The organism is Glycomyces sp. NPDC048151 (assembly GCF_043202775.1).
In the GTDB taxonomy this organism is placed as follows: Bacteria; Actinomycetota; Actinomycetes; order Mycobacteriales; family Micromonosporaceae; genus Glycomyces.
The window spans coordinates 15,106-40,496 of sequence record NZ_JBIDBB010000005.1 but is presented as its reverse complement, the minus strand read 5'-3'; the positions used below and the strand labels follow the sequence as shown (position 1 = coordinate 40,496).

Below are 25,391 nucleotides of genomic sequence, written 5' to 3'. Positions count from 1 at the left end.
ATGGGCGGGACTGCGTTGGGGGAAGCTGGGTTTGGTGCCGACACCTCACCGGAGCCGGGTCGGTGAGGCGTCGGCGGGTGCGGCTACTCGCGGCGTCGTGCGAGGACGGCGCGCTGGAGCAGGACGAACACGAGGAGGATGCCTCCCGTGATGATGGTGGTGGCCTCGGGCGGGATGCCGCCGTCGCGGGTGATGAGGACGTTCATGAGCCCCAGGACGAGTGCGCCGACGACCGAGCCGAGCACGAAGCCCGCGCCGCCGGTGAGCAGGGTGCCGCCGATGACGGTGGCGGCGATCGCGTCGAGCTCCCAGCCGATGCCGGTGATGTTCTGGGCGCTGCCGAGGCGGGCGGTGTAGACGACCGCGGCCAGGCCGGAGAGGGTGCCGCTGATGATGTAGACCCACATCTTCGTGGCCGCGACGGGCAGGCCCATGAGGGCCGCGGACTGCTCGGAGCCGCCGATGGCGTAGACCGTGCGGCCGGTGCGGGTGCGGTGGAGGATGAAGAACGCCGCCGCGACCACGACGGCCGCGATGATCACGCCGGGCGTGATGACGATGTCGTCGACCTTCGGCCCGTCGTAGATCTCGATCTGGGTGCCGAGGGAGCGCAGCGGCGACTCGTCGTCGAGGCGTTCGGGCACGGTGCTGAGGATCGACGCGAGGCCGCGGCCGAGGAACATCATCGCGAGGGTCGCGATGAACGGCTGCACGTGGAAGTACTGCACGAGGATGCCGGAGATCGTGCCGAACGCGGTGCCGATGAGGACCATGAGGACCATCGCGAGCCACGGGTTCCAGCCCGCGTTGACGAGCATGACGCCCGCGACGCTGCTGAAGGCAATGACCGCGCCGACCGAGAGGTCGATGCCGCCGGTGAGGATCACGAACGTGAGGCCCACGGCGAGGATGACGAGGTGGGCGTTGTTGATGAGCAGGTTCGACAGGGTGTTGAACTGCACGATCCGCCCGTACGCGGCCTCGCCGTAGATGATCATGCCGATGAAGATGACGACGGCCGCCGCGGTGGGCAGCGTGTCCAAGTGGAGCGACAGGCGCTTCGCGAGGGCGCGGACGCCGGTGGGCTCGGTCGCGGGGTTGCGGGTGAGCGTGCTCATGCGGCGACGACCTCTCGCTCGGCCGGGCGGGCGGGGCCCGCTGCGCGGCGCTGACGGAACATGCGGCGCACCCGCTCCGACTGCAGGAGGCAGAGCACGACGATGACGACGGCCTTGAAGGCGGGCGTCGCCGAGGACGAGACGCCGAGGAACACGACGGTCTTGTCGAGGGTCGCGATGAGGATCGCGCCGACGACGGCTCCGGTGATGTTGAACTTGCCGCCCGCGAGCGACGTGCCGCCGATGACGACGGCGAGGATCGCGTCGAGTTCAAGCTGGTAGCCGGTGCGGGAGACGTCGACGGTCATGACACTCGCAGTCGCGAACACCCCGGCGAGCCCCGCGAGGACGCCGCCGAGGATGTAGACGGTGAACAGGAGCGCGCGGCGGTTGACGCCCGCGAGGCGGGCGGCCTTGGCGTCCATGCCGATCGCCTCGAGCATGAGGCCGAGCGCGCTGCGCCGCACCAGGAGTCCCATCGCGAGGGCCAGGAGCAGGGCGAGGAGGAACACGACGGGCAGGCCGAGGACGTAGCCGTTCGCGGTCCACCGGAACGTCTCGTTCACGGCCGTGGTGTTCTGCCCGCCGGTGATGACCTTGGCGAGGCCGCGGCCCGCGAGCATGATGACGAGCGTGCTGATGAAGGGCTGGAGCCCCACCACGGAGACGAGCACGCCGTTGACCGCGCCGAGGGCGGCGCTGACGACGACGACAAGGCCGATCGCGGCGAGGCCGGAGCCCACGGTGTCCGGGGCGTCCTTGAGGAACTCCATCGACACGGCCCCGGCGACGGCCATGACGGACCCGACCGAGAGGTCGATGCCGCCGGTGGCGACGACCAGGCACATGCCGACGGCGATGAGGATGATCGGCGCGGCGGCGCGGAGGATGTCGATGACGTTCCCGGCGAGGTTGCCGGAGGGCCCGATGGAGACGGCCAGGTAGCCGGGGTCCTTGATCAGGTTGACGACGAGCAGCAGCGCGATGGCCACGATGCCCCAGAAGTACTGACGCCGGACGAGGGCCTTGAGCGCCTCGGACGGGCCGTGCGCGTTCGCGCTCATGCGGATGCCTCCTCGCGGACCGCTGTGTCCGCGCTCGGGTCGCCGAGGCCGTCCTCGGCGATCACGGTGACGATGGATTCGGCGGACACGCCCGGTCCGCCCTGGAGTTCGGCGATCTTGCGGTGGTCCTTGAGGACGATGATGCGGTCGCTCTGGCGCACGACCTCCTCGATCTCGGAGGAGATGAAGAGGACCGAGAGGCCCTCGTCGGCCAGCCCCGCGACGTACTCCTGGATCTCGGCCTTCGCGCCGACGTCGATGCCGCGCGTCGGCTCGTCGAGGATGAGCAGGTCGGGCTCGGTCGCGAGCCAGCGGCCGAGGAGGACCTTCTGCTGGTTGCCGCCCGAGAGCAGGCGGATGGGCCGCTCGGGGTCGGCGGGGCGCACGCCCAGCGCCGCCATGTACTTCGCGACGATGGCGTCCTGCTCGCGGCGCGGCAGAGGCCGCGCCCAGCCGCGGCGGGCCTGGACGGCCAGGACGAGGTTCTCGCGGATGCTGAGGTCGCGGATGATGCCCTCGTCCCGGCGGTTCTCGCTCGAGAAGGCGATGCGCCGGGCGAGCGCCTTCGCGGGCGTCGTGATCTCCGTCTTCTCGCCGTCGAGGGTCACCTCGCCCGTGTCGGGGCGGTCGGCGCCGTAGACGAGGCGCGCGAGCTCGGTGCGGCCGGAGCCGAGGAGCCCTGCGAGGCCGACGACCTCGCCGCGGTGGAGCTCGATGTCCGTGGCGTCGATGGCGCCCTTGCGGCCGATGCCCTTCGCGGCGTAGAGCGGCGCGTCGTCCGAGCGGACGCGGCGGGCGTCCTTCGCGTCGAGGGCTCCCAGCGTCGCGATGTCCTTGCCGATCATCTTGGCGATGAGCTGGGCCCGGTCGAGTTCGTGGGTGCGGTACTCGCCTTCGGACCGGCCGTTGCGCAGCACGGTGAGGCGGTCGCTGATCGCGTAGACCTGGTCGAGGAAGTGCGAGACGAAGAGGATCGCGACGCCCTGGTCCCGCAGGCTCCGGATGACGGTGAAGAGCTGCTCGACCTCGTTGGCGTCGAGGCTGGAGGTCGGCTCGTCGAGGATGAGGACCTTGCACTGGGCGACCATGGAGCGGCTGATCGCGACGAGCTGCTGGATCGCCAGGGGCAGGGTCGAGAGCGACTGCTTCGGGTTGAGGTGGCCGAGCCCGAGCTTCGCGAGGGTCTTGCCCGCCGCGCGGTGCGTCGCCCGCCAGTTGATGCCCGAGATGCCTCGGATCTCGTGGCCGAGCATGACGTTCTCGCCGATGGTGAGGTTGGCGCAGAGGTTGACCTCTTGGTACACGGTCGAGATGCCCGCGTGCTGCGCGTCGGCCGTGCCGCCGAGCCGCCGCGGCTCGCCCGCGATCCGGATCTCGCCCTCGTCGATCCGGTAGACGCCGGTGAGCGCCTTGATGAGCGTCGACTTCCCGGCCCCGTTCTCGCCCATGAGGGTGTGCACCTCGCCGGGGAAGAGCCGGAGCCCCACCTCGTCGAGCGCCTTCACGCCGGGGAACGAGATCGAGATGCCGGCCATCTCGACGATCGGTTGCGATTCTGACATCGCGTGCTCCACAAATCTGTCGCCGCGGCGATGCCGCGGGGGGTGGTCTGAGGGGCGCGGGGCCCTGGTGGGGCCCCGCGCCGGGAGATGCTGCCGTGCCGCTCCGGTTAGAACTTGCGGTCGGGCAGGGCCGTCTCGGCCGCCTCGGGCGAGTCGAAAGTCGCGCTGGGCACGACGATGCTGGACTCGACCTCGTCGCCGGCGAGGACCTTCTCGACGACCTCAAGGGCGGTCTCACCGAACAGCGGGTTGTACTCGGCGACGAAGCTCAGCTCGCCGGCCGCGAGGGCGGTGAGGGCGTTCTTGGTGCCGTCGATCGTGGCGATCTTGACGTCGACGCCGGGGGTCAGGCCGGCCTCCTGGACGGCCTGCACGGCGCCCAGGCCCATCTCGTCGTTCTGGGCGAAGATGAACTGGACGTCGTTGTTGTTGGACTTCAGGACGGTCTCGACGACGCCCTTGGCCTCTTCGGTGGACCAGTTCGCGGTCTGCGCGCCGACCTTGACCAGGCTCGGCTGCGCGGCGGCGACGGCGTCGAAGCCCTCGTTGCGCTCGTTCACGACCGAGACGCCCGCGGGGCCCTCGAGCACGAAGTAGTTCGCGCCGTCCGGGAAGGCCGAGACGGCCCAGTCGGCGACGGCGGTGGAGACCTCGATGTTGTCGGGCGCGATCCGCGTGACGAAGAGGTCGGTGTCGTTCGGCTCGATGCCGCGGTCGAGGAGGATCACGGGGATCTCCGCCTCCTGCGCGCGCTTGAGCGAGTCCTCCCAGCCGGTGGCCTCGGTGGCCGAGAGCAGGATGACGTCGACGCCTTCGTCGACGAACGACGTGAACGCGTCGATCTGCGACTTCTGGTCGAGGTTGGTCGCGGGGGCGTACTTGAGCTCGTAGCCCGCTTCCTCGGTGAAGGTGTCCTGGATGTTGGTCTCGTTCGCTTCGCGCCAGGCGCCTTCGGGGCCGACAGCGACGAAGCCGATCGTCGTCACGTCGTCGTCGCCGCCCGAGTCGCCGCCGCCGCAGGCGGCGAGGCCGAGCGCGAGGGTGCCGACGGCCGTCATCCCGATCGCCTGGGCGAGGCGGTGCTTTGCAGACATGGTTCTCCTCCTTGAGAGGCCGGACGCAGGGAAGTCCGACTGACCGGGACCGCGGTGGTCCGCTGCCGGTCGCGGTGGCGCGGGGCGCGCCGCCGAATTCTTGTTACCGGGAACAATTTAGCGTGAACAATTTCATGGAGGCAATGGCCGTGTCACAATCGTGACCGAATAACTCCTCGGGGTCCCCGTCCAGATCCGCCGCGATCATCTCCACGATCGTGTCGACGGTGACGCCCGGACCGTTGCTGAGCTCGCCGATCTTCTCGCGGTCCTTGAGCACCACGATCCGGTCGCTCAGCCGCACGACCTCCTCGAGCTGCGAGGAGATGAACACGACGGCGACGCCCTCCCCCGCCAGCCGTGCCACGCGCCGCTGGATGTCGAGCTTCGCGCCGATGTCGATGCCGCGCGTCGGCTCGTCGAGGATGAGCACGTGCGGCCGCGTCGCCAGCAACCGCGCGAGCAGGATCTTCTGCTGCGTACCGCCCGAGAGCTCCTCGATCGGGCGGTCGATGTCCTTAGCGGACAAATGGAGCGCGTCCAGGTACGTCTCGATGAGCGCGCCCTGCTCGCCGCGCGAGAGCGGGCGCGACCACCCGCGCATCGCCTGCAGCGCGAGCACGATGTTCTCCCTGGCGGTGAGCCCGCTGATGATCCCCTCCTCGCGGAGGTTCTCGGTCGACAGCGCGATGCGCCGGTGCAGCGCCGCCCCCGGGCTGTTCAGCTGCACGCGGTCGCCGTCCATCCAGATCTCGCCGCTGTCGGCCCGCTCGGCGCCGCCCATGAGGCGGGCGAGCTCGGTCCGGCCCGAGCCGTTCAGCCCCGCGAAGCCCACGACCTCGCCGCGCGAGAGCTCGATGTCCGTCGGGTCGAGCGTGCCGCGCCGCCCCAGCGCCGCCGCCCGCAGCGTCGGCTCGCCCGAAGCCGCGTAGTGGTGCGCGAGCCGCTCCGAGCGCAGCGCCCTGAGCGCCTCGATGTCCTCGCCGATCATCTTCGAGATGAGCTCGGCGCGGTCCAGCTCGTCGGCCGGGTACTCCCCCACGAAGCGCCCGCCCCGCAGCACCGTCAGCCGGTCGGCCACGTCGAAGACCTGCTCGATGAAGTGCGAGACGAACAGGATCGCGACCCCCCGGTCGCGCAGGCCGCGCACGACCCGCAGGAGCGTGTGCACCTCGGCCGCGTCCAGGCTCGACGTCGGCTCGTCCAGGATGAGCACGCGCGGCTCGAGCACGAGCGCCCGCGCGACCGCCACCAGCTGCTTCACCGCCGGGGACAGCGCCGACAGCGGGCTGCGCGGGTCGAGGTCGTCGAGCCCCAGCCGGGCGAGCACCTCGGCGGCCCGCGCGCGGTTCGCCTTCCAGTCGATGCCGAACGTCCCGCGCACCTCGTTGCCGATCATCACGTTCTCGGCGACCGACAGCTTCGGGCTCAGATGCGTCTCCTGGAACACCGTCGCGATGCCCTCGGCCCGGCTGCGCGCCACGCCCTCAGGCCTGCGCTCCTCGCCTTCGATGCGCACCTCGCCGGAGAGGATCGGCACGGTCCCGGTCAGCGCCCCGATGAGCGTCGACTTCCCCGCGCCGTTCTCCCCCATGAGCGCGTGCACCTCGCCCGGGTACAGCGCCAGGTCCACGTCGTCGAGCACCCGCACCCCGGAGAACTCCACGGTGATGCCCGACATCGCCACCACCGGCCGAAGCGCGGTCATGACGCCCCCCGCGGGGCGGCGGTCGACGACCGGACCAGCAGCTCGGCGGGAATCCTCGTCACGCGCGGGATCTCGCGCTCCTCGATGGCCGCGCGGAGCAGCTCGACGATCGAGACGCCCAGCGCGCGGAAGTTCTGCCGCACGGTCGTGAGCGGCGGCAGCACGTGCGCGGCCAGCGGCACGTCGTCGAAACCCACGATGCTGAGGTCGCCCGGCACCGAGAAGCCGCGCTCGTGCAGGCCGTGGACGAGCCCCACCGCCATGTCGTCGTTGGCGACGAAGACCGCCGTGTAGTCGGGCAGCTCCCGGATGCCCTTCGCGAAGTCGTACGCGAAGTCGGCGCTCCAGTCGCCCACGACGATCGGGCGCTCCCGCACGCCCCACGACTTCGCGCGCGCGTGGAAGGCGCGCTCGCGGGCGCGCGCGTCGAGCCAGTCGAGGGGGCCCGCGAGGTGGAGGATGTCGCGGTGCCCGAGGGCGACGAGGTGGTCCACGGCTAGCGTCGTCCCTTCCTTCTGGTCCAGCGAGACGGTGAGGAACGTCGGGTCCTTGTCGGGCTTGACGACCAGGACGGGGACGTTGATCGAGATCTTGCGGAGGGCGGCGATCGACGACGAGCGCGGGGCCACGACGCAGAGCGCGTCGACCCCCTGCGTCGTGAGGTTGTCGACCGCCTCCTGCGGCGAGATCCTGTCGCCGTCTTCGAGCGAGATGGAGCTCACAGCGTACCCGGCTCCGCGGGCGGTCGACTCGAGCGCGCGGAGGGTGCTGGTCGGACCGAACTCGACGGCGCTCTCGACGATGACGCCGATGCGCTGGCTCTTCTGGGTCGCGAGCGCCCGCGCGGCCATGTTGGGGCGGTAGTCGAGCTCCTCGATGACCTCCAGGACGCGGCGCCTGGTCGCCTCCTTGATGTGCGGGTACTCGTTGAGCACGCGCGACACGGTCATGTGGGAGACCCCGGCGAGACGCGCGACCTGCCGGATGTTCGGCTTGTCAGCGCTGGTGTTCGCCACGCGCGTCCTCCAGAAGGTTCGTCTCCATCGGGTCCGTCCTCTTCACGAGCTGCGGGAGCCGCGCGGGGTGCTGCACGACTCCCACAGCGTACCGATCCGGACTTTGGTAACGGGAACATCACCCGCAAGACGCGGTGGCATGAGCCGCATCGCCGGCACGGCCGCCCGGGCCGGAGACTCCGGTCGGCGGGCGGCCGGGGCGGCGGCACGGCACCACCGCCCCGGTCCACGTCATCCGCAGTGCAGTGCGGCGTAGTCGGCGGATTCGGTGCGTTCGCCGCCTCCGGCGGTTCCGGTCACCTCGACGGTCCCGGCAGCGATCGACGCGGTCCGCGTCGTGAAGGCGGCCGAGACGGTGCCCCCGGGTGCCACGGCCGCGAGCGTCTTCGTGCCGTAGGGGGTCGAGACGACCGCCGTGGCCGCCGTGTCGCCGTCGTTGCGCACTGACGCCATGAGCACGACTTTCCCTGCCGCGCAACGGGTCGAGGCGGTCACTGCGAGCACGGGGCCCGCGTCGGGGTCCTCGCCGACGCCCGCGAAGTGGTACATGACTCGCTCGTACTCGCGCTGCGTGATGGGGAGGATCGCGCCGTGGCGCTTCTTCAGGACGCCGAAGTCCACATCGGTCGCCTTGCTCCAGTCGGCGGCCGAGGTAGAGCCCGGGTCGGTGGTGCGGAACGGCAGGTAGCCCTTGCCCGCCGCGTACTGGTCGGTCATGAGGCCGTACAGCGCTTCGGCGGCGCCCCGGTCGTCCTCGTTGTAGCGGAAGAACTCCGCGCCTTCGAGGCAGTTGCCCGTGTAGTTCCTGCCGGTGCTGCAGGCCTCCGTGGTGCCGCCGAGGATGGACTGGAGGGTGCCGACCTGGACCCACTCCTGCTCGGTGCCGGAGGTCTTCGCGGTCTGCGAGACCGAGAGGACGTCGATGGCCTTCGACTTCTCGATGGTGATCTGGCCGTCGCCCGAGGCGCGGTAATACCAGTCGCCGACCTTGAACATCGTCGTGTCGATGATGGAGATCTGCCGGTCGATCCACAGGCGCGGCTCGGAGAAGGTGACGAAGTCGCGGGTCGTGGCGATGTACATGTTCACGGGGTCGCCGAACGTGTTCTGCTCGGTGGAGCGCGTCGCCCAGTACACGTAGTACTGCTGCGTCGCCTCGTCCCAGTACGCCTCCGGCGCCCACATCATCCCGGCGCCGGGGATGGACCCGGCGAGGTCGGGCAGGCGCGGCTCGCTCCAGTTGACGAGGTCGGTCGACTCCCAGACGACGATCTTCGTGGAACCCGTCGTCGTCGCCTGCGAGTTCCCCCAGCCGCCGCGGTGGTAGATGCTGAGGTCGGTGGCGATGAGGAAGAAGCGGTCGCCTTCGGGCGAGCGGACCAGGAACGGGTCGCGGACGCCGCCGTCGCCCTCGTCGGGGGCGAGCGAGAGCACCGGGTCGGCGTCCGCGCGCGTGTCGGTGAACGTCGCGCCGTCGCGGCTCGTGGCGAGGTAGATCTGCTCGTCGGTGTGGCTGTCCTCAGTGCCGGTGAAGTGCGCGAAGAGGTAGTCGGTGGTCTCGGGCATGACGTACGCCTTGCGCACGAGCAGCTCGATCTCGCGCGTCGCGACGACGCCGCCGTTCTGAGCGGTCGCGGTGAGAGTCACCTGGGTGTCGGCGGCGGGCCGCGTCACCACGCCGGGCGCGATGCCGCCGCTTCCTTCGACGTCGACGATCTCGGGGTGGTCGGTGGTCCAGGTGAGCGCCGAGCCGTACCGCGAACCGGTCTCGGGAAGGGTGATGCTGCTGCGGAGGTCGCCCGCGTCGGGGACGGCGATGGCGGCGAGGTCCCGCTGCGCCTGCTCCGCCGCGCTCGGCGCGTGCAGCACCGTGACGTCGAAGGTGCGTGAAGCGGTCTGCCCGCGCACATCGGCTGTGGCCGTGAGGGTCACAGCGGTGTCCGCGGCCTGCTGCGTCACCGTCCCGTCGGCGGCGATGACTCCGGCTGGGTCGGACTCCCAGCTCACGCCGCCCGCCCGGGGCAGCACCAGGTCGGTCTCGACCTGCGCGAGGTCCTGTTCGTTGGCGGCGTCGAGGTCGATCCCGGCGACGGTCTCCGCGGCGGCCGCAGGGGCGTCCACGGCGGCGATGTCGGCGAGCTGCGTCGCCGTCAGCGCCGAGTCGTAGAGCCGGAACGAGGACACCTTGCCCCGGTACAGCGCGTCGGCCGAGTAGGCGCTCCGACCGATGTAGTTGAGGGTGTGGGCCGTGAGGTCGGCGAGGTTCACCGTGGAGTCGGTCTTCTCCGCCCACAGCTCGCCGTCCACATAGAGCCTGAGCGTCGAGGTCGTGCCGGTGCCGTTGCGCGAGATGGTCGCCGCGACCGACTGCCACTGGTCGAGCGCGAGCTTGCGGGTCGCGGTGGCCGTCTGCTCCCCCGTCCAGTTCGTCTTCGAGATCGACAGCCGCGGCGCGACGGGCTGGATGAAGAACTGGCCGGTCGCGGCGTTGCCGGAGCCGCCGATGTTCCACAGGAACTGCGCCCCGGCGAGGTTCTCGGGGCTCGTCTCGATGACGATCGTCGCGGCGTCCTCGCCCTGCAGGATGCCGTCGGGGAGCTTCACGTGATTGGCCCCGTCGAACTGCATGTACCCGGCGTGCCAGTCCTCGCCGCCCACGACCGTGGCGTCGCGCCCCGCGCCGGACCCGTCGTGCAGCACCGTCCCCGAGGTCTCGGAGAAGTCGTACGAAGCCAGCAGACCCGCCGTCGGCACCTCCGCCGCGGCCGCCGGTCCGCCGGTGAGCAACGCCCCGGCGACGGCCAACCCCGCGGCCCCTGACAGCGCCCGCCTCAAGCGCGGCCGCGCCCGCTCGCGGGCAACCCGATCACTCATGTCGATCCCCTTCGATCTCCACTGCGGCGCGCACCTGAGGGGCGGCGCCCTACGGAACGAGGGAATGTTACCGGGAACAATTCAGATCGGTCAATACCGTCCGGCTCGCGGGAGCCGTCGACTTCGATGCACGAGCCGGCGTCATCGCCCGGCCCCGCACGTGGGAACGGCACGCGCCGCAGGAGGTGGTCGCCTCATGAGGCGAGTACTCGCCGGAGGTCAGCGCGGCAGCCAGGCGTCGGCGTCGGCGGCCAGTTCCCTGATGTGGAGCGGGAACTCGCCGCTGAGCGCCTGCGCGAGGGTCACCTCGTCGAACACCGACCGCACGGCCGCGCGTCCGGCGATCCACAGCCGCGGCAGGTTCGCCGCCGCGCCCTCGTAGCTGGTCGACTCGGGGCGCTTGCCCCTGACTTCGGCGAGCGGACCGTCGGCGGCGCGGAGCACCTCGGCCACCGCGATCGCCTCGGGAGGCCGGGCGAGGCGGTAGCCGCCTTCGATGCCGCGGACACTGTGGACGAGGTCGGCGCGGCGCAGATCGGAGAGGATCACCTCCGCGAACTTGCGCGGCAGGGACTGGACGGCCGCGATCGAACCGGCGGAGCGGGTGTCGGGGTAGTCCGATGCGAGCGCGAGCGCGATGCGGACGGCATATTCGGCGCGGGCGGAGACTTGCATGATCGCCTCCCTGTTCTGGAGCGGGTCGAGCCTGGGCCTCAATCCTACTATATTGATAGGATATTTGATCCTGGTGTCCCGCAGGAGCGAAAGCGTCTTCCCGAGAGGTCCGCAGTGGAGGAAATCCCAAGCGGCGTCCCGCGATGCGAGAAGCCCTATTATTTCGATAGGAATACTGGTACGGTGATCCCCATGCAGCCGACCGCCCTCCTGACGCGGCGGCGCGAAATCGATCAGATGCGCGCCGCCAGCGCCCTCTGTCACCGCTCCATGCGCTAGCCCGGCGCCGCGGCACTCCTGTGTCGAGGACGCGACGGGTGCCCGCCAGGCTTCTCGAATCCAAGCGAGCAGCCCTCTCCCGGCCTTAAATTCCCACTAACTTGATCAAGTTTATCGAAGAACTAGAGAACGAGTCAGCATGAACGCCATCCCCTTGCCCCCCAAGCCCTTCAAGCGCCGCAGCGTCATCGCGGCGGCCGGTGCGGCCCTCGCCGCCGTCCCCGTCCTGGCCGCGTGCGGCGAGGACGAGCAGCCCGTCGAGTCCGACGTCGACGCCGCCGCGATCGACAGCTCCAAGGCCTCCGGCACGATCCGCCTGGGCTACTTCGGGAACGTGACCCACGCCCCCGCCCTCGTCGGCCTCGAAGCGGGCGTCTTCGCCGACACCCTGCCCGCGGCCGCCAAGATCGAGACCACCGTCTTCAACGCCGGACCCTCCGCGATCGAAGCCCTCTTCGCGGACGCCATCGACATCTCCTACATCGGCCCGAACCCGGCGATCAACGGCTGGGCGCAGTCCGAGGGCGCGGCCCTGTTCATCCTCGCCGGGTCCACCTCAGGCGGCGCGGGCCTGGTCGTCAAGCCCGACATCACCGAGGTCGAGGACCTGCGCGGCAAGGCCCTCGCCACCCCGCAGCTGGGCAACACCCAGGACGTCGCGGCCCGTTACTGGCTCAAGGACCAGGGCTTCACCACCGACGAGAACGGCGGCGGCGACGTCGCCGTCACCCCCATCGAGAACTCCGAGGTGGCCGCCGCGTTCGACGACGACACCGTCCAGGCCGCCTGGGCCGTCGAGCCGCGCTACTCGGACCTGCTCCTCAAGCACGGCGCGGTCGAGTTCCTCAACGAGCGCGAGCTGTGGGAGGGCGGCGAGTTCGTCACCACGCACATCATCGTCGCCCAGAATTTCTACCAGGAGCAGCCCGAGCTGGTGAAGGCCTTCGTCGAAGGCCACCTCGCCGCGCTCGACTACATCGCCGCGAACCCCGAGGAGGCGCAGACCGCCGCGAACGACCACATCGAGGCGCTCACCGACAAGCGCCTCGACGACGCGGTCATCGCCGCGGCCTTCGCGAACCTGACGTTCACCGCCGACCCGATCGCCGACTCCCTCCAGGGCAGCAAGGAACACGCCGTCGAGGTCGGACTCCTCGAAGAGGTCGACCTCAAGGGCATCTACGCGCTCGACATCCTCAACGAGGCCCTCCGCGACCGCGGCGAGGACGAGGTCTCGGCGGGTGAACTGGCATGAGCCCGACCCGCATCACTGAGCGGGTCGACGACACCGCCCGGGCCGACGCCGCCCTAGTGCTGACCGACGTGGTCAAGCGCTACGGGCGCGGCCCGGGCGCCGTCACGGCCCTCGACGGGGTATCGCTCACCGTCCGCCCCGGCAGCTTCACCTGCCTGCTCGGGGCCTCCGGCTGCGGCAAGAGCACCCTGCTCTCGCTCGTCGCCGGACTCGACGACCTCACCGCAGGCTCCATCGACAACGTGGAGCGGGCGGTCGCCATGATGTTCCAGGAGTCGGCGCTGTTCCCGTGGCTCACCGTCGCGGGCAACGTCGAGATCGCACTGCGGGTGCGCGGCGTCGGTCGGGCTGAACGACGCCGCCAGGCCGCAGACCTCCTGGAGACGGTGCGGCTCACCGGGTTCGGCGACAAGCGCCCGCACGAGCTCTCCGGCGGCATGCGCCAGCGCGCCGCGATCGCCAGGGCCCTCGCTCAGGAGGCCTCGATCCTGCTCATGGACGAGCCGTTCGGCGCACTCGACGCGATGACCCGCGACCTGCTCCACGACGAGCTGGAGCGGATCTGGCGCGAGCGCGGGCTCACGGTCCTGTTCGTGACGCACAACGTGCGCGAGGCGGTGCGCCTTGGCGACCGGGTGGTGCTGCTGAGCTCCCGGCCGGGCCGGGTGCTCAACGTGTACGAGGTGGACCTGGAGCGCCCCAGGCGGATCGACTCGGCGCCGGTCGCGAACCTCGCGGCCGAGATCACCGACGCGCTGCGGGAGGAGGTGTCGCGACATGCCGGCTGAGACCTTGGAAGACAAGGAGTCCCGGAGCGTCGTGTCCGGTCTGGACGAACTGGGGCGGACGCCGGCCTCGGATACCCGGTTCGGCCGCCTCGGCCTGCGGCTGTGGGAGGGGACCTGGCCGAAGCTGCTGGCCCTGGTGATCATCATCGGCGCTTGGCAGGGTCTGGTGTGGAGCGGGTGGAAGCCCGAGTTCGTGCTGCCGCCGCCGCTTGAGGTGTGGCGGGAGCTGACCGCGTACGCGGCGACGCCTGACTACTGGCAGGCCATCGGGATCACGATGCAGCGCGCCGTCACCGGGTTCGCGCTGTCGGTCGCGGTCGGCACCGTGCTGGGCATCGCGGTGGCGCGGTTCAAGCCGCTGCGCGCGGCGATCGGCTCGGCGATCACCGGGCTCCAGACGATGCCGTCGATCATCTGGTTCCCGCTGGCGATCCTGCTGTTCAAGATCTCGGAGTCGACGATCATGTTCGTGGTCGTGCTCGGCGCGGTGCCGTCGATCGCGAACGGGATCATCTCCGGCATCGACTACGTGCCGCCTGCATGGAAGCGCGTCGGCACGGTCCTGGGCATGCAGGGCTTCACGCTGTACCGGCACGTGATACTCCCAGCGACGCTGCCGTCGTTCGTGTCGGGCCTGAAGCAGGGCTGGGCGTTCGCGTGGCGCTCGCTCATGGCGGGCGAGCTGCTGGTGATCGTGGCGGGCCAGGGCTCGATCGGCGCGCTCATGCAGGGCGCGCGCGAGTTCAGCGACGCGCCGCGGGTGCTGACGTGGATCATCACGGTCCTCGTGATCGGCATCCTCGTTGACGCCCTGTTCCGGGCCGCCGACAACCGCATCCGCCGCTCCTGGGGCCTGGACCAGGACTCGTAGACGACCGCAAGCCTCCCCTTGCCGGGCCCGCGCACCTGGGTCCGGCAAGGGGACCACCTCGCGCTTTCATTGGGGCACAACATGACTACTATTCCTACTAAAACCATAGGACACATAGATTTCAGGGCCGGGCTGTCGCGGCTGCGGATCCTCGTCGGACCGCTCGTCCTCCTCGCGCTCTGGCAGCTCGGCTCCTCCACCGGGCTCATCCCCGAACGCACCCTCGCCGCACCGCTCACCGTCATCACCACCGGGGCCGAGCTCATCGCCTCCGGCAAGCTCCAAGAGCACCTGCTCGTCTCGCTCGGCCGGGCCGCCACCGGGCTGGCCCTGGGCGTCGCGATCGGCGTGGTCCTGGCCGTGGCCGCCGGGCTCTTCCGGATCGGCGAAGACCTCATCGACGGCAACATGCAAATCCTGCGGGCCATCCCCGGCCTCGCCCTGGTGCCCTTGGCGATCGTCTGGTTCGGCATCGGCGAGGAGGTCAAGGTCTTCCTCGTCGTGTTCGCCACGACCTTCCCGATCTACCTCAACACTCACGCAGCGATCCGCGGTGTCGACCCCCGCTACGCCGAACTGGCCCGGACCGTCGAACTCGGACGCTGGAAGCTCATCCGCAAGGTCGTCCTGCCAGGCGCCCTCCCGGGCTTCTTCACCGGACTGCGCTTCGCGACCGCGATCTCCTGGCTGGTCCTGGTCGTCTCCGAGCAGATCAACGCCTCCAGCGGCATCGGGTTCCTCATGACCCAGGCCCGCTCGTTCAACCAGACCGACGTCATCGTCGTCGGCCTGGCCGTCTACGGCCTCCTCGGCCTCACCTCGGACCTCTTGGTCCGCTTCATCGAGAGGAAGACGCTGTCATGGCGACGGACCTTCGAAGCGCGGTAGACGCCCCCGCGGTCGCCGTCTCGGGACTGGACAAGCGGTTCGGCGCGCAGCACGTGCTCCAAGGCGTGGACCTCGCGCTCGCCCCCGGCGAGTTCACCGCGCTCCTCGGCCGCTCCGGATCGGGCAAGTCGACCCTGCTGCGGATCCTCGCCGGTCTCGACGCCGACTTCGACGGCACGGTCGAGGTGCCCCGGAGACGGGCGGTGGCCTTCCAGGACTCGCGGCTCCTGCCGTGGGCCAAGGTCATCGACAACGTCGTGCTCGGACTCGACGGGGCCGAGGCCAAGCGGCGCGCCCTCGAAACGCTCGCCGAGGTCGGCCTGGCCGACAAGGCGAAGGCCTGGCCGGGCACGCTCTCCGGCGGCGAGGGCCAGCGGGCCGCGCTCGCCCGGGCCCTCGTGCGCGAACCGGAACTGCTGCTGCTCGACGAGCCGTTCGGGGCCCTGGACGCCTTGACCCGCTTGAAGATGCACGCGCTGCTGCGGCGGCTCTGGGAGGCGCACCGCCCGGCCGTCCTGCTCGTCACCCATGACGTGGAAGAGGCGGTCGCGCTGGCCGACCGGGTGGTGGTGCTGACGGAGGGCCGGATCTCCCTGGACCTGCCGGTGGCACTGCCCGAGACGAACCCACGCCGCTCCCCCGAGTTCGCGGACCTGCGCGACCGCCTGCTCGCCGAACTCGGCGTCGACGAATCCGAGCGATAGAGAGGACCTGCCATGACCATCCCCGAACACGCCCGCGGCTACGAGGACTTCGAAGGCACGATCGGACGCACCGCCGCCGAGTCGGCCCCGTGGTGGCCGCCGGAGCCGACCGCCCCCGCCGGGGCCCCCAACATCATCGTCGTGCTGCTGGACGACATGGGCTACAGCGACATCGGGCCGTTCGGCTCCGAGATCGACACCCCGAACCTGGACCGGCTCGCGGCCACCGGCGTACGCCTGACCAACTACCACACCACCCCCGTGTGCTCCCCCGCCCGCGCGGCGCTGCTGACCGGCCTCAACCCCCACCGCGCCGGGTACGGCTCCGTGGCGAACTCCGACCCCGGGTTCCCCGGGCTCCGCCTGGAACTCGCCGACGACGTACTGAGCCTTCCGGAAGCCCTGCGCGCCAACGGGTACGCCACGTACGCGATCGGCAAATGGCACCTGGCCCGAGACGCGAACCTGGCCCCGGGGCGCACCCGGGACTCCTGGCCGCTCCAGCGCGGCTTCGACCGCTACTACGGCTCCCTCGAAGGCCTGAACTCGTTCTTCCACCCCAACCAGCTCACCGTCGACAACGGCGCTTCTGAGGTCGACGAGTACCCCGAGGGCTACTACCTCACCGACGACCTGACCGACCGGGCCGTCTCGGCGATCAAGGACCTCCGGGCGCACGACGCCGACAAGCCGTTCTTCCTCTACTTCGCGCACGTGGCGATGCACGGTCCGCTCCAGGCCAAGGCCGAGGACATCGCCAAGTACCGCGGGAAGTACGCCGAGGGCTGGGACGCCCTGCGCGAGAGCCGGTTCGCGAAGCAGCTGGCCGAGGGGATCTTCCCCGAGGGCACCGAGCCCGCGCCGCGCAACACCGAACCCGGGTACGACGTGCCCCCGTGGGACGAGCTGACCGACGACCAGCGCGACCGGTACGCCCGCTACATGGAGGTGTACGCGGCGATGGTCGACTCGGTCGACCAGTCGATCGGACGGATCCTCGACACCGTCGAGGCGTTCGGCGAACTCGACAACACGATCGTGGTGTTCACCTCCGACAACGGCGGCACCGCCGAGGGCGGCCCGGAGGGGACCCGCACCTACTTCTCGCAGTTCGTGCACCACCCGGTGCCCTCGGACTGGGAGCGGGACGTCGCGCACGACCCCGAGCTGATCGGCTCCGAGAAGCTCGGCGTGCACTACCCGAGGGGCTGGGGGCAGGCGTCGAACACGCCGTTCCGGTTCTACAAGGGACAGATGTTCGCGGGCGGAGTGCGGGTGCCGCTCGTCGTGTCCTGGCCCGCCGGGCTCGCGAGAGCCGAAGGCGACGACGGCATCCGGCGCCAGTACGGGTACGTCACCGACCTGTTCCCGACGCTGCTCGACCTCGCCGGATTGGAGGCTCCGGCGCACCGGGGCGGCCGGACCGCGCAGGAGCGCGACGGGCTGAGCCTGGCCGAGGTGCTGCGTAAACGGGAGGCGGCGAGTCCGCGCACCGAGCAGTACGCCGAGTTCGGCGGCCACCGCGGCTACTACAAGGACGGCTGGAAGCTCGCGACCCTCCACCGGCCGGGGACGCCGTTCGACGACGCCGAATGGGAGCTCTACGACATCACCTCCGACCCCGCCGAGATCCACGACGTCTCCGGCGAGTTCCCCGGCATCGTCAGGGAACTGGCCGCGGCCTGGGAGCGGGCGGCCTGGCGCAACACCGTGTTCCCGCTCGGGCAGGGCTTCGGCCCGCAGGCGCGGCGGCCCTCCCATGCACGCCTGGCCGACCCCGTCCGACTGCTGCCGGGGACCCCCGTCCTGGAGCGGTTCCGCTCCGCGCAGCTCGTCCAGTACCGGTCGTTCACCGTCGACGCCGAGCTCTCCGGGGACGGCGGCGACGGCGTCCTCGTCGCCCACGGCGACCCGCAGGGCGGCTACGTCCTCTACATCGAGGACGGCCGGATCAAGTTCGGCTACAACCAGTTCGGCCGCGTCTCCATAGTGGATGGAGGTGATCTCCCGCCCGGGACGCGGCTCATCCGCCTCCACGCGGCGGCCACGCCGAAGCTGCGCTGGGACTTCACGCTCGCCCTCGGCGACGGCTCCCGGCCGCCGACCACGGTCGCCGACCTCCCCGGCCGGTTCCAGCTGGTCGGCATGGCCCCCTGGACCGGGATCTCGGTCGGGCGCGACGCGCGCGGCCCTGTCCTGTGGGACCTGCGCGAGCGGCGCGGCACCTTCCCGTTCAACGGCGACCTCGTCGCCGTCACCTACACCCCAGGCGAACTCGCCTTCGGCCCGGAAGCCGTCGCGGCGATCCAGCGCGAAGCCGAACTCGCCGCCGACTAGCCCATCGATGCACTAAGGACACCAATGAGCACCATCCCCCGCCGAAGCCTCCTCGGCGCCGCCGCCGTCGCCCCCGCCGCCCTGCTCGGGCTCTCCGCCTGCTCCGACGACGCCGCAGCAGGCGGCACAACACTCAGAGTCGGCGAGCTGGGCGCCGTCGCGGTGACGCAGGAGCTGTTCAAGGCCGCCGGGCTCGACCAGGACCTGCCCTACGCGATCGAGTGGGCCACCTTCGTCAACGCCGGACCCGAGTACATCGAGGCCGCCGGAGCCGACGCCGTGGACGTCGGCCTCACCGCCGACACCCCGCTCATCTTCGCCGCCGCCGGAGGCATCGGGCTCAAGGCCATCGCCGTGTCCTCCCCGGGTGATCCCGCCGAATCCGACAACGCGATCCTGGCCGCGCCCGGGTCGGGGATCGCGTCCCTGGAAGACCTCAAGGGCCGCAAGGTGTCCTTCCAGGAAGGCACCATCACCCAGTACCACACGGTGAAGGCCCTCGAATCGGTCGGCCTGTCCCTCGCGGACATCGAGCCGGTGAACCTGCCGGTCACCGACGCGGTGAACTCCCTGGGCAACGGCGACATCGACGCCATCGCCACGCTCGGCATCTACTGGACCCAGGCCGAGGCGGCCGGGGCCGAGGTCATCGTCACCGGATCCGGTCTCATCCCCGGCAACAGCCTCGTCTCCGCCCGCGAGGCCGCCGTCGCCGACCCCGACCTCAAAGCCGCGATCGAGGACTACCTGGACCGGCTCGCCCAAGCGCAGCAGTGGCGCGAAGAGCACGTCGACGAATGGGCCGAGATCTACGGCGGCCTCACCGGGCTCCCGACCGACCTCGTGGCGGCCACCGAGGAGCGCGCCGCGAGCGTGATCGGGCCCCTCACCGCCGAAGTCGTCTCCCAGCAGCAGGACCAGTCCGACGTGTACGCCTCGCTCGGGATCATCGAGGCGCAGGACGCCGCCGACCAGTTCGACCCGTCCTTCAACGGCGTCTTCGGCGCCCCGACCTCCCTCTAGGAGACCGATGAGCGCACCAGCCACCCCCGAGACCGAGGCGGCCAACGCCGCCGCGGCGTACGCGCTCGCCGCGTCCGGCGAGGAAGCCCTGGCCGACAAGGGCTTCCTCGCCGTCCTGCCCGGCGGCACCGTCACCGCCGGAGACCGCCTCGTCCGCGACAACGGCCGCTGGTCGTTCCTGAACGGCGAAGCCCCGGCCACCGTCCACCCAGGACTGTGGCGGCACGCCGGGCTCAACACCCGGGCCGGGCTCTACGAAGTGGTGCCCGGCCGGATCTGGCAGGTGAGAGGCCTCGACCTGGCGAACCTGACGCTCATCGCCGGGGCCACCGGCTGGATCGTCCTCGACACCCTCACGAACGCCGAGTCCGCGGCGGCGGCGCTCGCGCTCGCGAACGGGCACCTGGGCGAGCGCGACGTCCAGGCGGTCGTCATCACGCACAGCCACATCGACCACTTCGGAGGGATCCGGGGAGTCCTGCCCGAAGGGCGCGAGGTCCCGGTCGTCGCCCCCGAAGGATTCCTCGACGCCGCAGTCGAGGAGAACATCGCCGCCGGGAACGCCATGTTCCGCCGCGCCGGATACATGTTCGGGGCGTTCCTCCCGGCTTCGCCGCGCGGCCAGGTCGACCACGGCTTGGGCAAGAGCACCGGCGGCGCGGGCACCTCCGGCCTGGTCGCGCCCACGGTCGAGATCGGCGAGACCGGCACCGAGCTGGTCCTCGACGGCGTCCGGATCGTCTTCCAGGTCACGCCGGGCACCGAAGCGCCCGCCGAGCTCAACCTGTACCTGCCCGACGACCGGGCGCTCTGCGTGGCCGAGAACGCCGTGGCGACCCTCCACAACCTCTACACCCCGCGCGGGGCCGAGATCCGCGACGGTCTCGCCTGGTCGAAGTACCTGCACGAGACGCTGCTGCTGTACGGCGGCGAGGCCGAGGTGCTGTTCGCCTCGCACCAGTGGCCGCGTTGGGGCGCCGAGGCTGTCGTCGAATTCCTGACGCTGCAACGGGACGCGTACCGCTACCTGCACGACCAGACGCTGCGCCTGGCCAACCACGGGCTGGGGCCGGTCGAGATCGCCGAGGAACTGGAGTTCCCGGAGTCCTTGGCGCGCAAGCCGTTCCTGCGCGGCTACTACGGCACCGTCAACCACAACGTCAAAGCGGTCTACCAGCGCTACCTGGGCTGGTTCGACGGGAACCCCGCGAACCTGCACCCGCTGCCGCCGGTCGAGAGCGCGAAACGGTCCGTGGCCTACATGGGCGGAGCTGAAGCGGTGCTCGCCAAGGCCCGCGAGGACTTCGCGAAGGGCGAGTACCGCTGGGTGGCCGAGGTGGTGAACCAGGTGGTGTTCGCCGAGCCGGACAACGAGGACGCCCGCGAGCTCCAGGCCGCCGCGCTGGAGCAGCTTGGCTACCAGGCCGAGTCGGCCGCGTGGCGCAACATCTACCTGACCGGGGCGCTGGAGCTGCGTGACGGGATCGCGCCGGTCCCGCGCCGCCTCGTCAGCCCGGACCTGCTGCGCGGCATGAGCCCCGAGCAGGTCTTCGACTTCGTCGCCGTCCGGCTCAAAGGCCACGAGGCCACCGGGATCGCCTTCTCGGTCAACTGGGTGCTGCCGGAGGCCACGTACGTCACCGAACTGTCCAACGGCTCGCTGCACACCGCCGCCGGGGTGCTCGACCCGGAGGCGCACGCGACCGTGACGCTCGACAGGGAGACGCTGACCGGCCTCTTGCTGCGGCCCGAGGAGGTCTTCGCGACGCTCCAGGTCGAAGGCGACGCCACGGTACTCCCCCGGTTGTTCGCCCTGCTCGACCGGTTCGAACCCGGTTTCCCCATCGTCACGCCCTGAGGCGCGACACGAGGACTCCCGGGCGTCACGCGCCCGGGCCCGGCGGCGGCCGGGCTCCCGATCAGCTCGCGGGAGCCCGGCCGCCGCAGCACAGGAACGCCAAGCCCGACATCGAGAAGGAGCCTCGACATGACCGACACGACCATCGACGCCGCCGCCGCCCAGCGGCTGGAAGGCGCCGTCCTCATCGACGTGCGCACGCCCGGGGAGTTCGCGACCGCCCGCATCCCCGGCTCCCGCAACGTCCCGCTCGACCGGCTCGCCGACGAGAAGGACGCGCTGCTCGCCGCCGAGGGCACCATCGTGCTCGTCTGCGCCTCGGGGAACCGGGCCGGACAGGCCCAGGGCGTCCTCGGCGGCAGGGCGTCCGTCCTCGCAGGAGGACTGACCGCCTGGCAGGCCGACGGCGGGCCCGTCGAGTCCGACGGCCGCCGCGTCTGGGGCATGGAACGCCAGGTGCGCGTGACCGCAGGAGGCCTCGTCATCGTCTTCGTGGCCCTCAGCCTCGCCTGGGAGCCGCTCAAGTGGCTGGCCGCCGCCATCGGCGCCGGATTGGTCGTCGCGGCGGTCACGAACACCTGCGCCATGGCGCGCCTGCTCGCCTTCCTGCCCTGGAACCGCGCGAAAGCCTAAGCGCCGCAAAGACAGCCGCTGCTCGTGATCCCGGATCAACGGGCGGCGGCCAGGCGCTGGACCGTGCGCGGATAGTCGCCGAAGGCGGCCTCCACGTCCCCCGGGCCGACGCCGTAGCGGGCCAGGTCGTGCTCGTAGACGCGGCCCGGCTCGGGCAGCGCGGCCACCCGCCCCAGGTTCGCCGCGTCGGCCTCGGTCCAGCCGGTGCCGATGCGCTCGAACAGGCGCGGCAGCCACAGGTCCGGATGGGCCGCGAGCCACTCGTACGGCACGTCCACGATGGCGTCGCGGGGCAGGGTGAGCCGCGCCCGGCGCGACCGCTCGATCGCCTTGGACGCCATCGCGAGCCACACCGGGCCGATGCCGCGCGGGTCGGGCTGGCGCTGGTGCATCGCCCATGAGGCCTCGACGACGCCGCAGTGGGAGCCGAGCACCGCGAGCGGGTCGCGGTGGATCCAGACGATCACCGCGTCCGGGAAGACCGCCCGGATCGCCTCGAACCGGCCCAGGTTCACCGGAGCCTCGATGACCCACCTGGCCGGGGGCCGACCGTGCTGGAGGACTTGCAACGCCTGCTTGAGGAACGCGTAGTCGGGCCGGAAGTCGCGCTCCGCCAGCCAGGCCCGGTACTCGGGCAGGTCCGCGCGCAGCAGGTGCTGGGACCCGTGCGGCAGCAGGTAGGAGCAGTCGTTGGGGGCTTCGGGGTCCATCGCCGACGCCGCGTCGCCGCGCGGCACCAGCCGCCCGACCGACCGGTAGAGCCTGGCGGTGCGCTTGAAGTGCCGGTGCCGGACGTCCTCGCGCTGCGCCGTCTCGGAGCAACCCATCTCCCACAGGAGCGGGGCACGGTGCGCGGCGGAGCCGGCGAGCACGCCGCGCACCAGCGCGGTCGCCGTGCGCGGCAGCGCGGCGACGAAAACCGGCGCCCGCACCTCCTCACGCCCGATCGCGGGTCGTTCCCGGTGGAGGCGCCGCACCCGGATCCGGTTCTCCACGCGGATCTGGAGGTCCACCAGGGCGGTCTGCCAGCCGAGCGCGGTGAACCGGTCCGTCCTGGCGAGGGCCCCCAGCAGGACGCGGAAGTCGTCGAACACGGTGTCGTCCCCGTCGGGGCCGCCGAATCCCTCGCTGGCGGCGGCGATCAGCCCGCTGAAGACGCTGTCGGGCGAATGCCGGCTGGCGAGCGCTGGGGTGAGGAAGGTGTTGAGCAGTCGGGTGCTGGCAGGGACGCCGGACATGCGGTCCTCCGTTGGGGCAGGGGAAGTCTGGTCTCGGAGCCAGGACCGAGAGTAATCCTACTACACTAGTAGGAATCTTGGTCGGTCTCGTCGCCCCGGCGAGTCCGATGGAGATCTTCGTGAAAGGAACCGCATTGCAACTCACCCGACGATCCCTCGCCGCCCTCGGCGCTGGCGCGGCCGCCGCGCTCATCGCCCCCGGTGCGGCCCAAGCCGACCCGGGCCGCTGGCACCTCGCGGCCAGGGACGATTTCCGGCACGGACTGCGCAACTGGACCGCCGAACTCGAGAACGGCGGCACCGTCGAAGCACGGCGCGGCAAGCTCGTCGTGGACGTCCCCGCCGGGGCCACGATCTGGTACCGCCATCTCCTGAAGGGCCCCTACGCCGTCGAGTACACCGCCGTCCCGGTCGGCGCGGGCGGCCCGAACGACCGCGTCTCGGACCTGAACACCTTCTGGGGCGCCCGCGACGCGCGCTCGCCCGACGACGTGTTCGCCACCGCCCGCTCCGGCGCGCTCGCCGAGTACGACCACCTCAAGGCGTACTACGTCGGCTTCGGCGGCAACTACAACGCCACCACCCGCTTCCGCCGCTACGTGGGCGAGCCGGGCAACCGGCCCCTGATCTACGACCGCACCGAGCCGGTGCTCACCGCGAACGAGCCCCACCGCGTCCGCCAGGTCGTCGACGGTGGACGCATCCAGTACTGGATCAACGGCTCGCTCCTGTTCGACTACACCGACCCCGAGCCCTACGACAGCGGCTGGTTCGCGCTGCGCACTACCTGGAGCCACCTCGAAGTCGGCGGATTCAAGGTCTGGCGGCGCCGCCCCTGACCCCGGTCGGCGAGGAAGTCGATGAGGCCGTCCCACTCCGGCTGGCGCAGCGCGAGGGCCCGGTTCAGTCGCGTGCGGCGTAGGCGGCGGGCGAGAGGCCGGTGCGGTCGCGGAAGAAGCGGCCGAAGTTGGCCGCGTCCGAGAAGCCGAGGTGGGCGGCCACGGCCGCGGCGGTCCATCCGGCGCCGAGGAGGCGGCGTGCTTCGAGGAGTCGGCGCTCGTCGATCACCTCGCGCGCCCCGGCGCCGGTGGCGGCCTGCGTGGCGCGGGTGAGCGTGCGGGTCGAAAGGCCGAGGAGCCGGGCGTACTCGTCCGCGTGGTGCAGTCGGCGGAAGTGCAGTTCGAGGAGGTCGAGGAACCGCCGGTAGGTCGTCCCGCGCCGGTCGCCGGGCGCAGCGGGGGCCGCGTCCGGCTGGCGGGCGAAACGCAGGAGCAGCGCCTCCAGCAGGCTGCGCTGCAGGGCGTAGTGCAGTTCGAGCGGGCGCCGTCCGAGCGCCCGGTGCTCATCGAGCAGCTGCAGCGCGGTCTGCTCGGCCCAGCGCGCGTCGGGGCCCGGGGTCAGGACCGCGGGCGCGTCGTGGGCCAGGGCGGGCGCTAGCAGGCGCGCCGTCTCGGCTTGCAGGACGTCCTGCTCGAACAGGATGAACGGTCCCCGGGCGTCGCCGGGCGGGTGCCAGCACTGGGTGTGGCCGGGGCGGACCCACAGCCACTGGCCGGGCCCGACGGTGCGGGTCACGTGGTCGACGTCGTGCAGCAGCTCGCCCGAGGTCACGAGGATGAGGTAGTGGAAGGTGGCCCGGCCGGGCCGCGGCGGGTTCCACGGCCAGTCGTCGTGCCGGTCGAAGAAGTCCTCGACCGTGGTCACCTCCAGGCTGTACGGGGTACCGACCGGGGGCTGGAAGCCGTACAGCGGGGCCGGCGTCCCCGCGGGCCCCGGCTTGCCCAAATGTCCGCTGCCGACCATCAGGTGTCCGCCACATTCGCTTCGAAGCCGTCAGAACCGGGAAACAATACCCCTTGGACCGGCGCTTCCGGCCCCGCTGGCACCGGAGAACCCCGGCTGAATCGACGAATGGAACGAGCATGAACGCAGCAGCGACGTACGAGCAGGACTACTCGCCGGAGCAGGCCGAACTGGCCGAACGCATCGTCGGCCTCGAGAAGGACGCGCTCAACAAGTGGTTCAAAGGAGACGTCTCCGGCTACCGCGAGCTCTGGTCCCGCAAGAGCTTCACCTACTTCGACGGCGACAACCCCGACCGGGTCGAGGACCACGACACGATCGACAGGTTCCTCGACAAACTGTCCGGAAAGCTCTACGCGGACGCCTACGACTTCCGCAACCCGCGCGTGCAGTTCGGCGCCGACACGGCGCTCCTGACGTTCCAGCTGTACGCCGACACCAACCTCATCGACATGAAGTACAACTGCGTCGAGCTGTACCAGAAGGAAGCCGATGGGAAGTGGCGCGTCATCCACTCGACCTGGTCGTTCATTCGCCCGATGGACATGGACTTCAGCACCGCCAAGGAAATCGTGTAGCGCGTCGCGAACGGATAGGAGCGAG

Annotated in this window: 21 protein-coding genes; 11 read left to right on the top strand and 10 right to left on the bottom strand. The window is 70.9% G+C overall.

Features of this window, described 5'->3' with window-relative positions:
• Positions 1–83: 83 nt before the first annotated feature.
• The 8 genes from ACGGCP_RS12945 to ACGGCP_RS12910 form a co-directional block, all read right to left on the bottom strand.
• Positions 84–1,118, bottom strand: coding sequence for an ABC transporter permease (locus tag ACGGCP_RS12945; RefSeq protein WP_392965210.1), 1,035 nt, complete (start codon positions 1,116–1,118; stop codon positions 84–86).
• Positions 1,115–2,182, bottom strand: a complete 1,068-nt coding sequence (locus tag ACGGCP_RS12940; RefSeq protein ID WP_392965207.1) for an ABC transporter permease — start codon at positions 2,180–2,182, stop codon at positions 1,115–1,117. Before ACGGCP_RS12940 ends, ACGGCP_RS12945 begins: the two co-directional genes overlap by 4 nt.
• Complete coding sequence (locus tag ACGGCP_RS12935; RefSeq protein WP_392965205.1) at positions 2,179–3,744, bottom strand: sugar ABC transporter ATP-binding protein; 1,566 nt, start codon at positions 3,742–3,744, stop codon at positions 2,179–2,181. Before ACGGCP_RS12935 ends, ACGGCP_RS12940 begins: the two co-directional genes overlap by 4 nt.
• A gap of 107 nt (positions 3,745–3,851) precedes the next feature.
• Positions 3,852–4,838: an ABC transporter substrate-binding protein gene (locus ACGGCP_RS12930; RefSeq protein ID WP_392965202.1), complete on the bottom strand. Its 987-nt coding sequence runs from the start codon at positions 4,836–4,838 to the stop codon at positions 3,852–3,854.
• Between the two features lie 103 nt (positions 4,839–4,941).
• Positions 4,942–6,546, bottom strand: a complete 1,605-nt coding sequence (locus tag ACGGCP_RS12925; protein ID WP_392965200.1) for a sugar ABC transporter ATP-binding protein — start codon at positions 6,544–6,546, stop codon at positions 4,942–4,944.
• Positions 6,543–7,562, bottom strand: a complete 1,020-nt coding sequence (locus tag ACGGCP_RS12920) for a LacI family DNA-binding transcriptional regulator (protein ID WP_392965197.1) — start codon at positions 7,560–7,562, stop codon at positions 6,543–6,545. The genes ACGGCP_RS12925 and ACGGCP_RS12920 overlap by 4 nt, the downstream gene beginning before the upstream one ends.
• Positions 7,563–7,793: 231 nt before the next feature.
• Entirely contained in the window at positions 7,794–10,436 is a 2,643-nt protein-coding gene (locus tag ACGGCP_RS12915; protein WP_392965194.1) for an immunoglobulin-like domain-containing protein, read from the bottom strand.
• 219 nt (positions 10,437–10,655) lie between these two features.
• Entirely contained in the window at positions 10,656–11,111 is a 456-nt protein-coding gene (locus ACGGCP_RS12910) for an RrF2 family transcriptional regulator (protein ID WP_392965191.1), read from the bottom strand.
• Positions 11,112–11,529: 418 nt separating this feature from the next.
• On the opposite strand from ACGGCP_RS12910, the gene ACGGCP_RS12905 reads away from it, so the two are divergent.
• From ACGGCP_RS12905 to ACGGCP_RS12865, 9 genes are all read left to right on the top strand, one after another.
• The gene (locus ACGGCP_RS12905; protein ID WP_392965188.1) at positions 11,530–12,645 is read left to right on the top strand and encodes an ABC transporter substrate-binding protein; all 1,116 of its coding nucleotides are present in this window, start codon (positions 11,530–11,532) and stop codon (positions 12,643–12,645) included.
• Complete coding sequence (locus tag ACGGCP_RS12900) at positions 12,642–13,433, top strand: ABC transporter ATP-binding protein (protein WP_392965184.1); 792 nt, start codon at positions 12,642–12,644, stop codon at positions 13,431–13,433. Before ACGGCP_RS12905 ends, ACGGCP_RS12900 begins: the two co-directional genes overlap by 4 nt.
• Complete coding sequence (locus ACGGCP_RS12895) at positions 13,423–14,304, top strand: ABC transporter permease (protein ID WP_392965182.1); 882 nt, start codon at positions 13,423–13,425, stop codon at positions 14,302–14,304. The genes ACGGCP_RS12900 and ACGGCP_RS12895 overlap by 11 nt, the downstream gene beginning before the upstream one ends.
• An 81-nt stretch (positions 14,305–14,385) precedes the next feature.
• Positions 14,386–15,192 carry an ABC transporter permease gene (locus ACGGCP_RS12890; protein WP_392965179.1) on the top strand — a complete coding sequence of 269 codons (807 nt, stop codon included), beginning with the start codon at positions 14,386–14,388 and terminating at the stop codon, positions 15,190–15,192.
• Positions 15,165–15,896 carry an ABC transporter ATP-binding protein gene (locus ACGGCP_RS12885; RefSeq protein ID WP_392965177.1) on the top strand — a complete coding sequence of 244 codons (732 nt, stop codon included), beginning with the start codon at positions 15,165–15,167 and terminating at the stop codon, positions 15,894–15,896. The genes ACGGCP_RS12890 and ACGGCP_RS12885 overlap by 28 nt, the downstream gene beginning before the upstream one ends.
• A gap of 12 nt (positions 15,897–15,908) precedes the next feature.
• On the top strand, positions 15,909–18,233 hold the full coding sequence (locus tag ACGGCP_RS12880) for an arylsulfatase (RefSeq protein ID WP_392965175.1): 2,325 nt from the start codon (positions 15,909–15,911) through the stop codon (positions 18,231–18,233).
• Between the two features lie 24 nt (positions 18,234–18,257).
• Entirely contained in the window at positions 18,258–19,256 is a 999-nt protein-coding gene (locus ACGGCP_RS12875; protein ID WP_392965172.1) for an ABC transporter substrate-binding protein, read from the top strand.
• Between the two features lie 7 nt (positions 19,257–19,263).
• A complete protein-coding gene (locus tag ACGGCP_RS12870; RefSeq protein ID WP_392965170.1) occupies positions 19,264–21,114 on the top strand; it encodes an alkyl/aryl-sulfatase in 1,851 nt (616 codons plus the stop codon).
• A 129-nt stretch (positions 21,115–21,243) separates the two neighbouring features.
• Positions 21,244–21,747, top strand: a complete 504-nt coding sequence (locus tag ACGGCP_RS12865; RefSeq protein ID WP_392965167.1) for a rhodanese-like domain-containing protein — start codon at positions 21,244–21,246, stop codon at positions 21,745–21,747.
• A gap of 35 nt (positions 21,748–21,782) precedes the next feature.
• On the opposite strand, the gene ACGGCP_RS12860 is transcribed toward ACGGCP_RS12865, so the two are convergent.
• Complete coding sequence (locus ACGGCP_RS12860; RefSeq protein ID WP_392965165.1) at positions 21,783–22,985, bottom strand: sulfotransferase family protein; 1,203 nt, start codon at positions 22,983–22,985, stop codon at positions 21,783–21,785.
• A 134-nt stretch (positions 22,986–23,119) separates the two neighbouring features.
• Between ACGGCP_RS12860 and ACGGCP_RS12855 the strand changes: the two genes are divergently transcribed.
• A complete protein-coding gene (locus ACGGCP_RS12855; protein WP_392965163.1) occupies positions 23,120–23,824 on the top strand; it encodes a DUF6250 domain-containing protein in 705 nt (234 codons plus the stop codon).
• Positions 23,825–23,888: 64 nt separating this feature from the next.
• Here the strand turns inward: ACGGCP_RS12855 and ACGGCP_RS12850 are convergent, their stop codons facing one another.
• Entirely contained in the window at positions 23,889–24,689 is an 801-nt protein-coding gene (locus ACGGCP_RS12850; RefSeq protein ID WP_392965160.1) for a helix-turn-helix domain-containing protein, read from the bottom strand.
• A gap of 218 nt (positions 24,690–24,907) precedes the next feature.
• Between ACGGCP_RS12850 and ACGGCP_RS12845 the strand changes: the two genes are divergently transcribed.
• Positions 24,908–25,366, top strand: coding sequence for a YybH family protein (locus ACGGCP_RS12845; RefSeq protein WP_392965158.1), 459 nt, complete (start codon positions 24,908–24,910; stop codon positions 25,364–25,366).
• Positions 25,367–25,391: the final 25 nt, after the last annotated feature.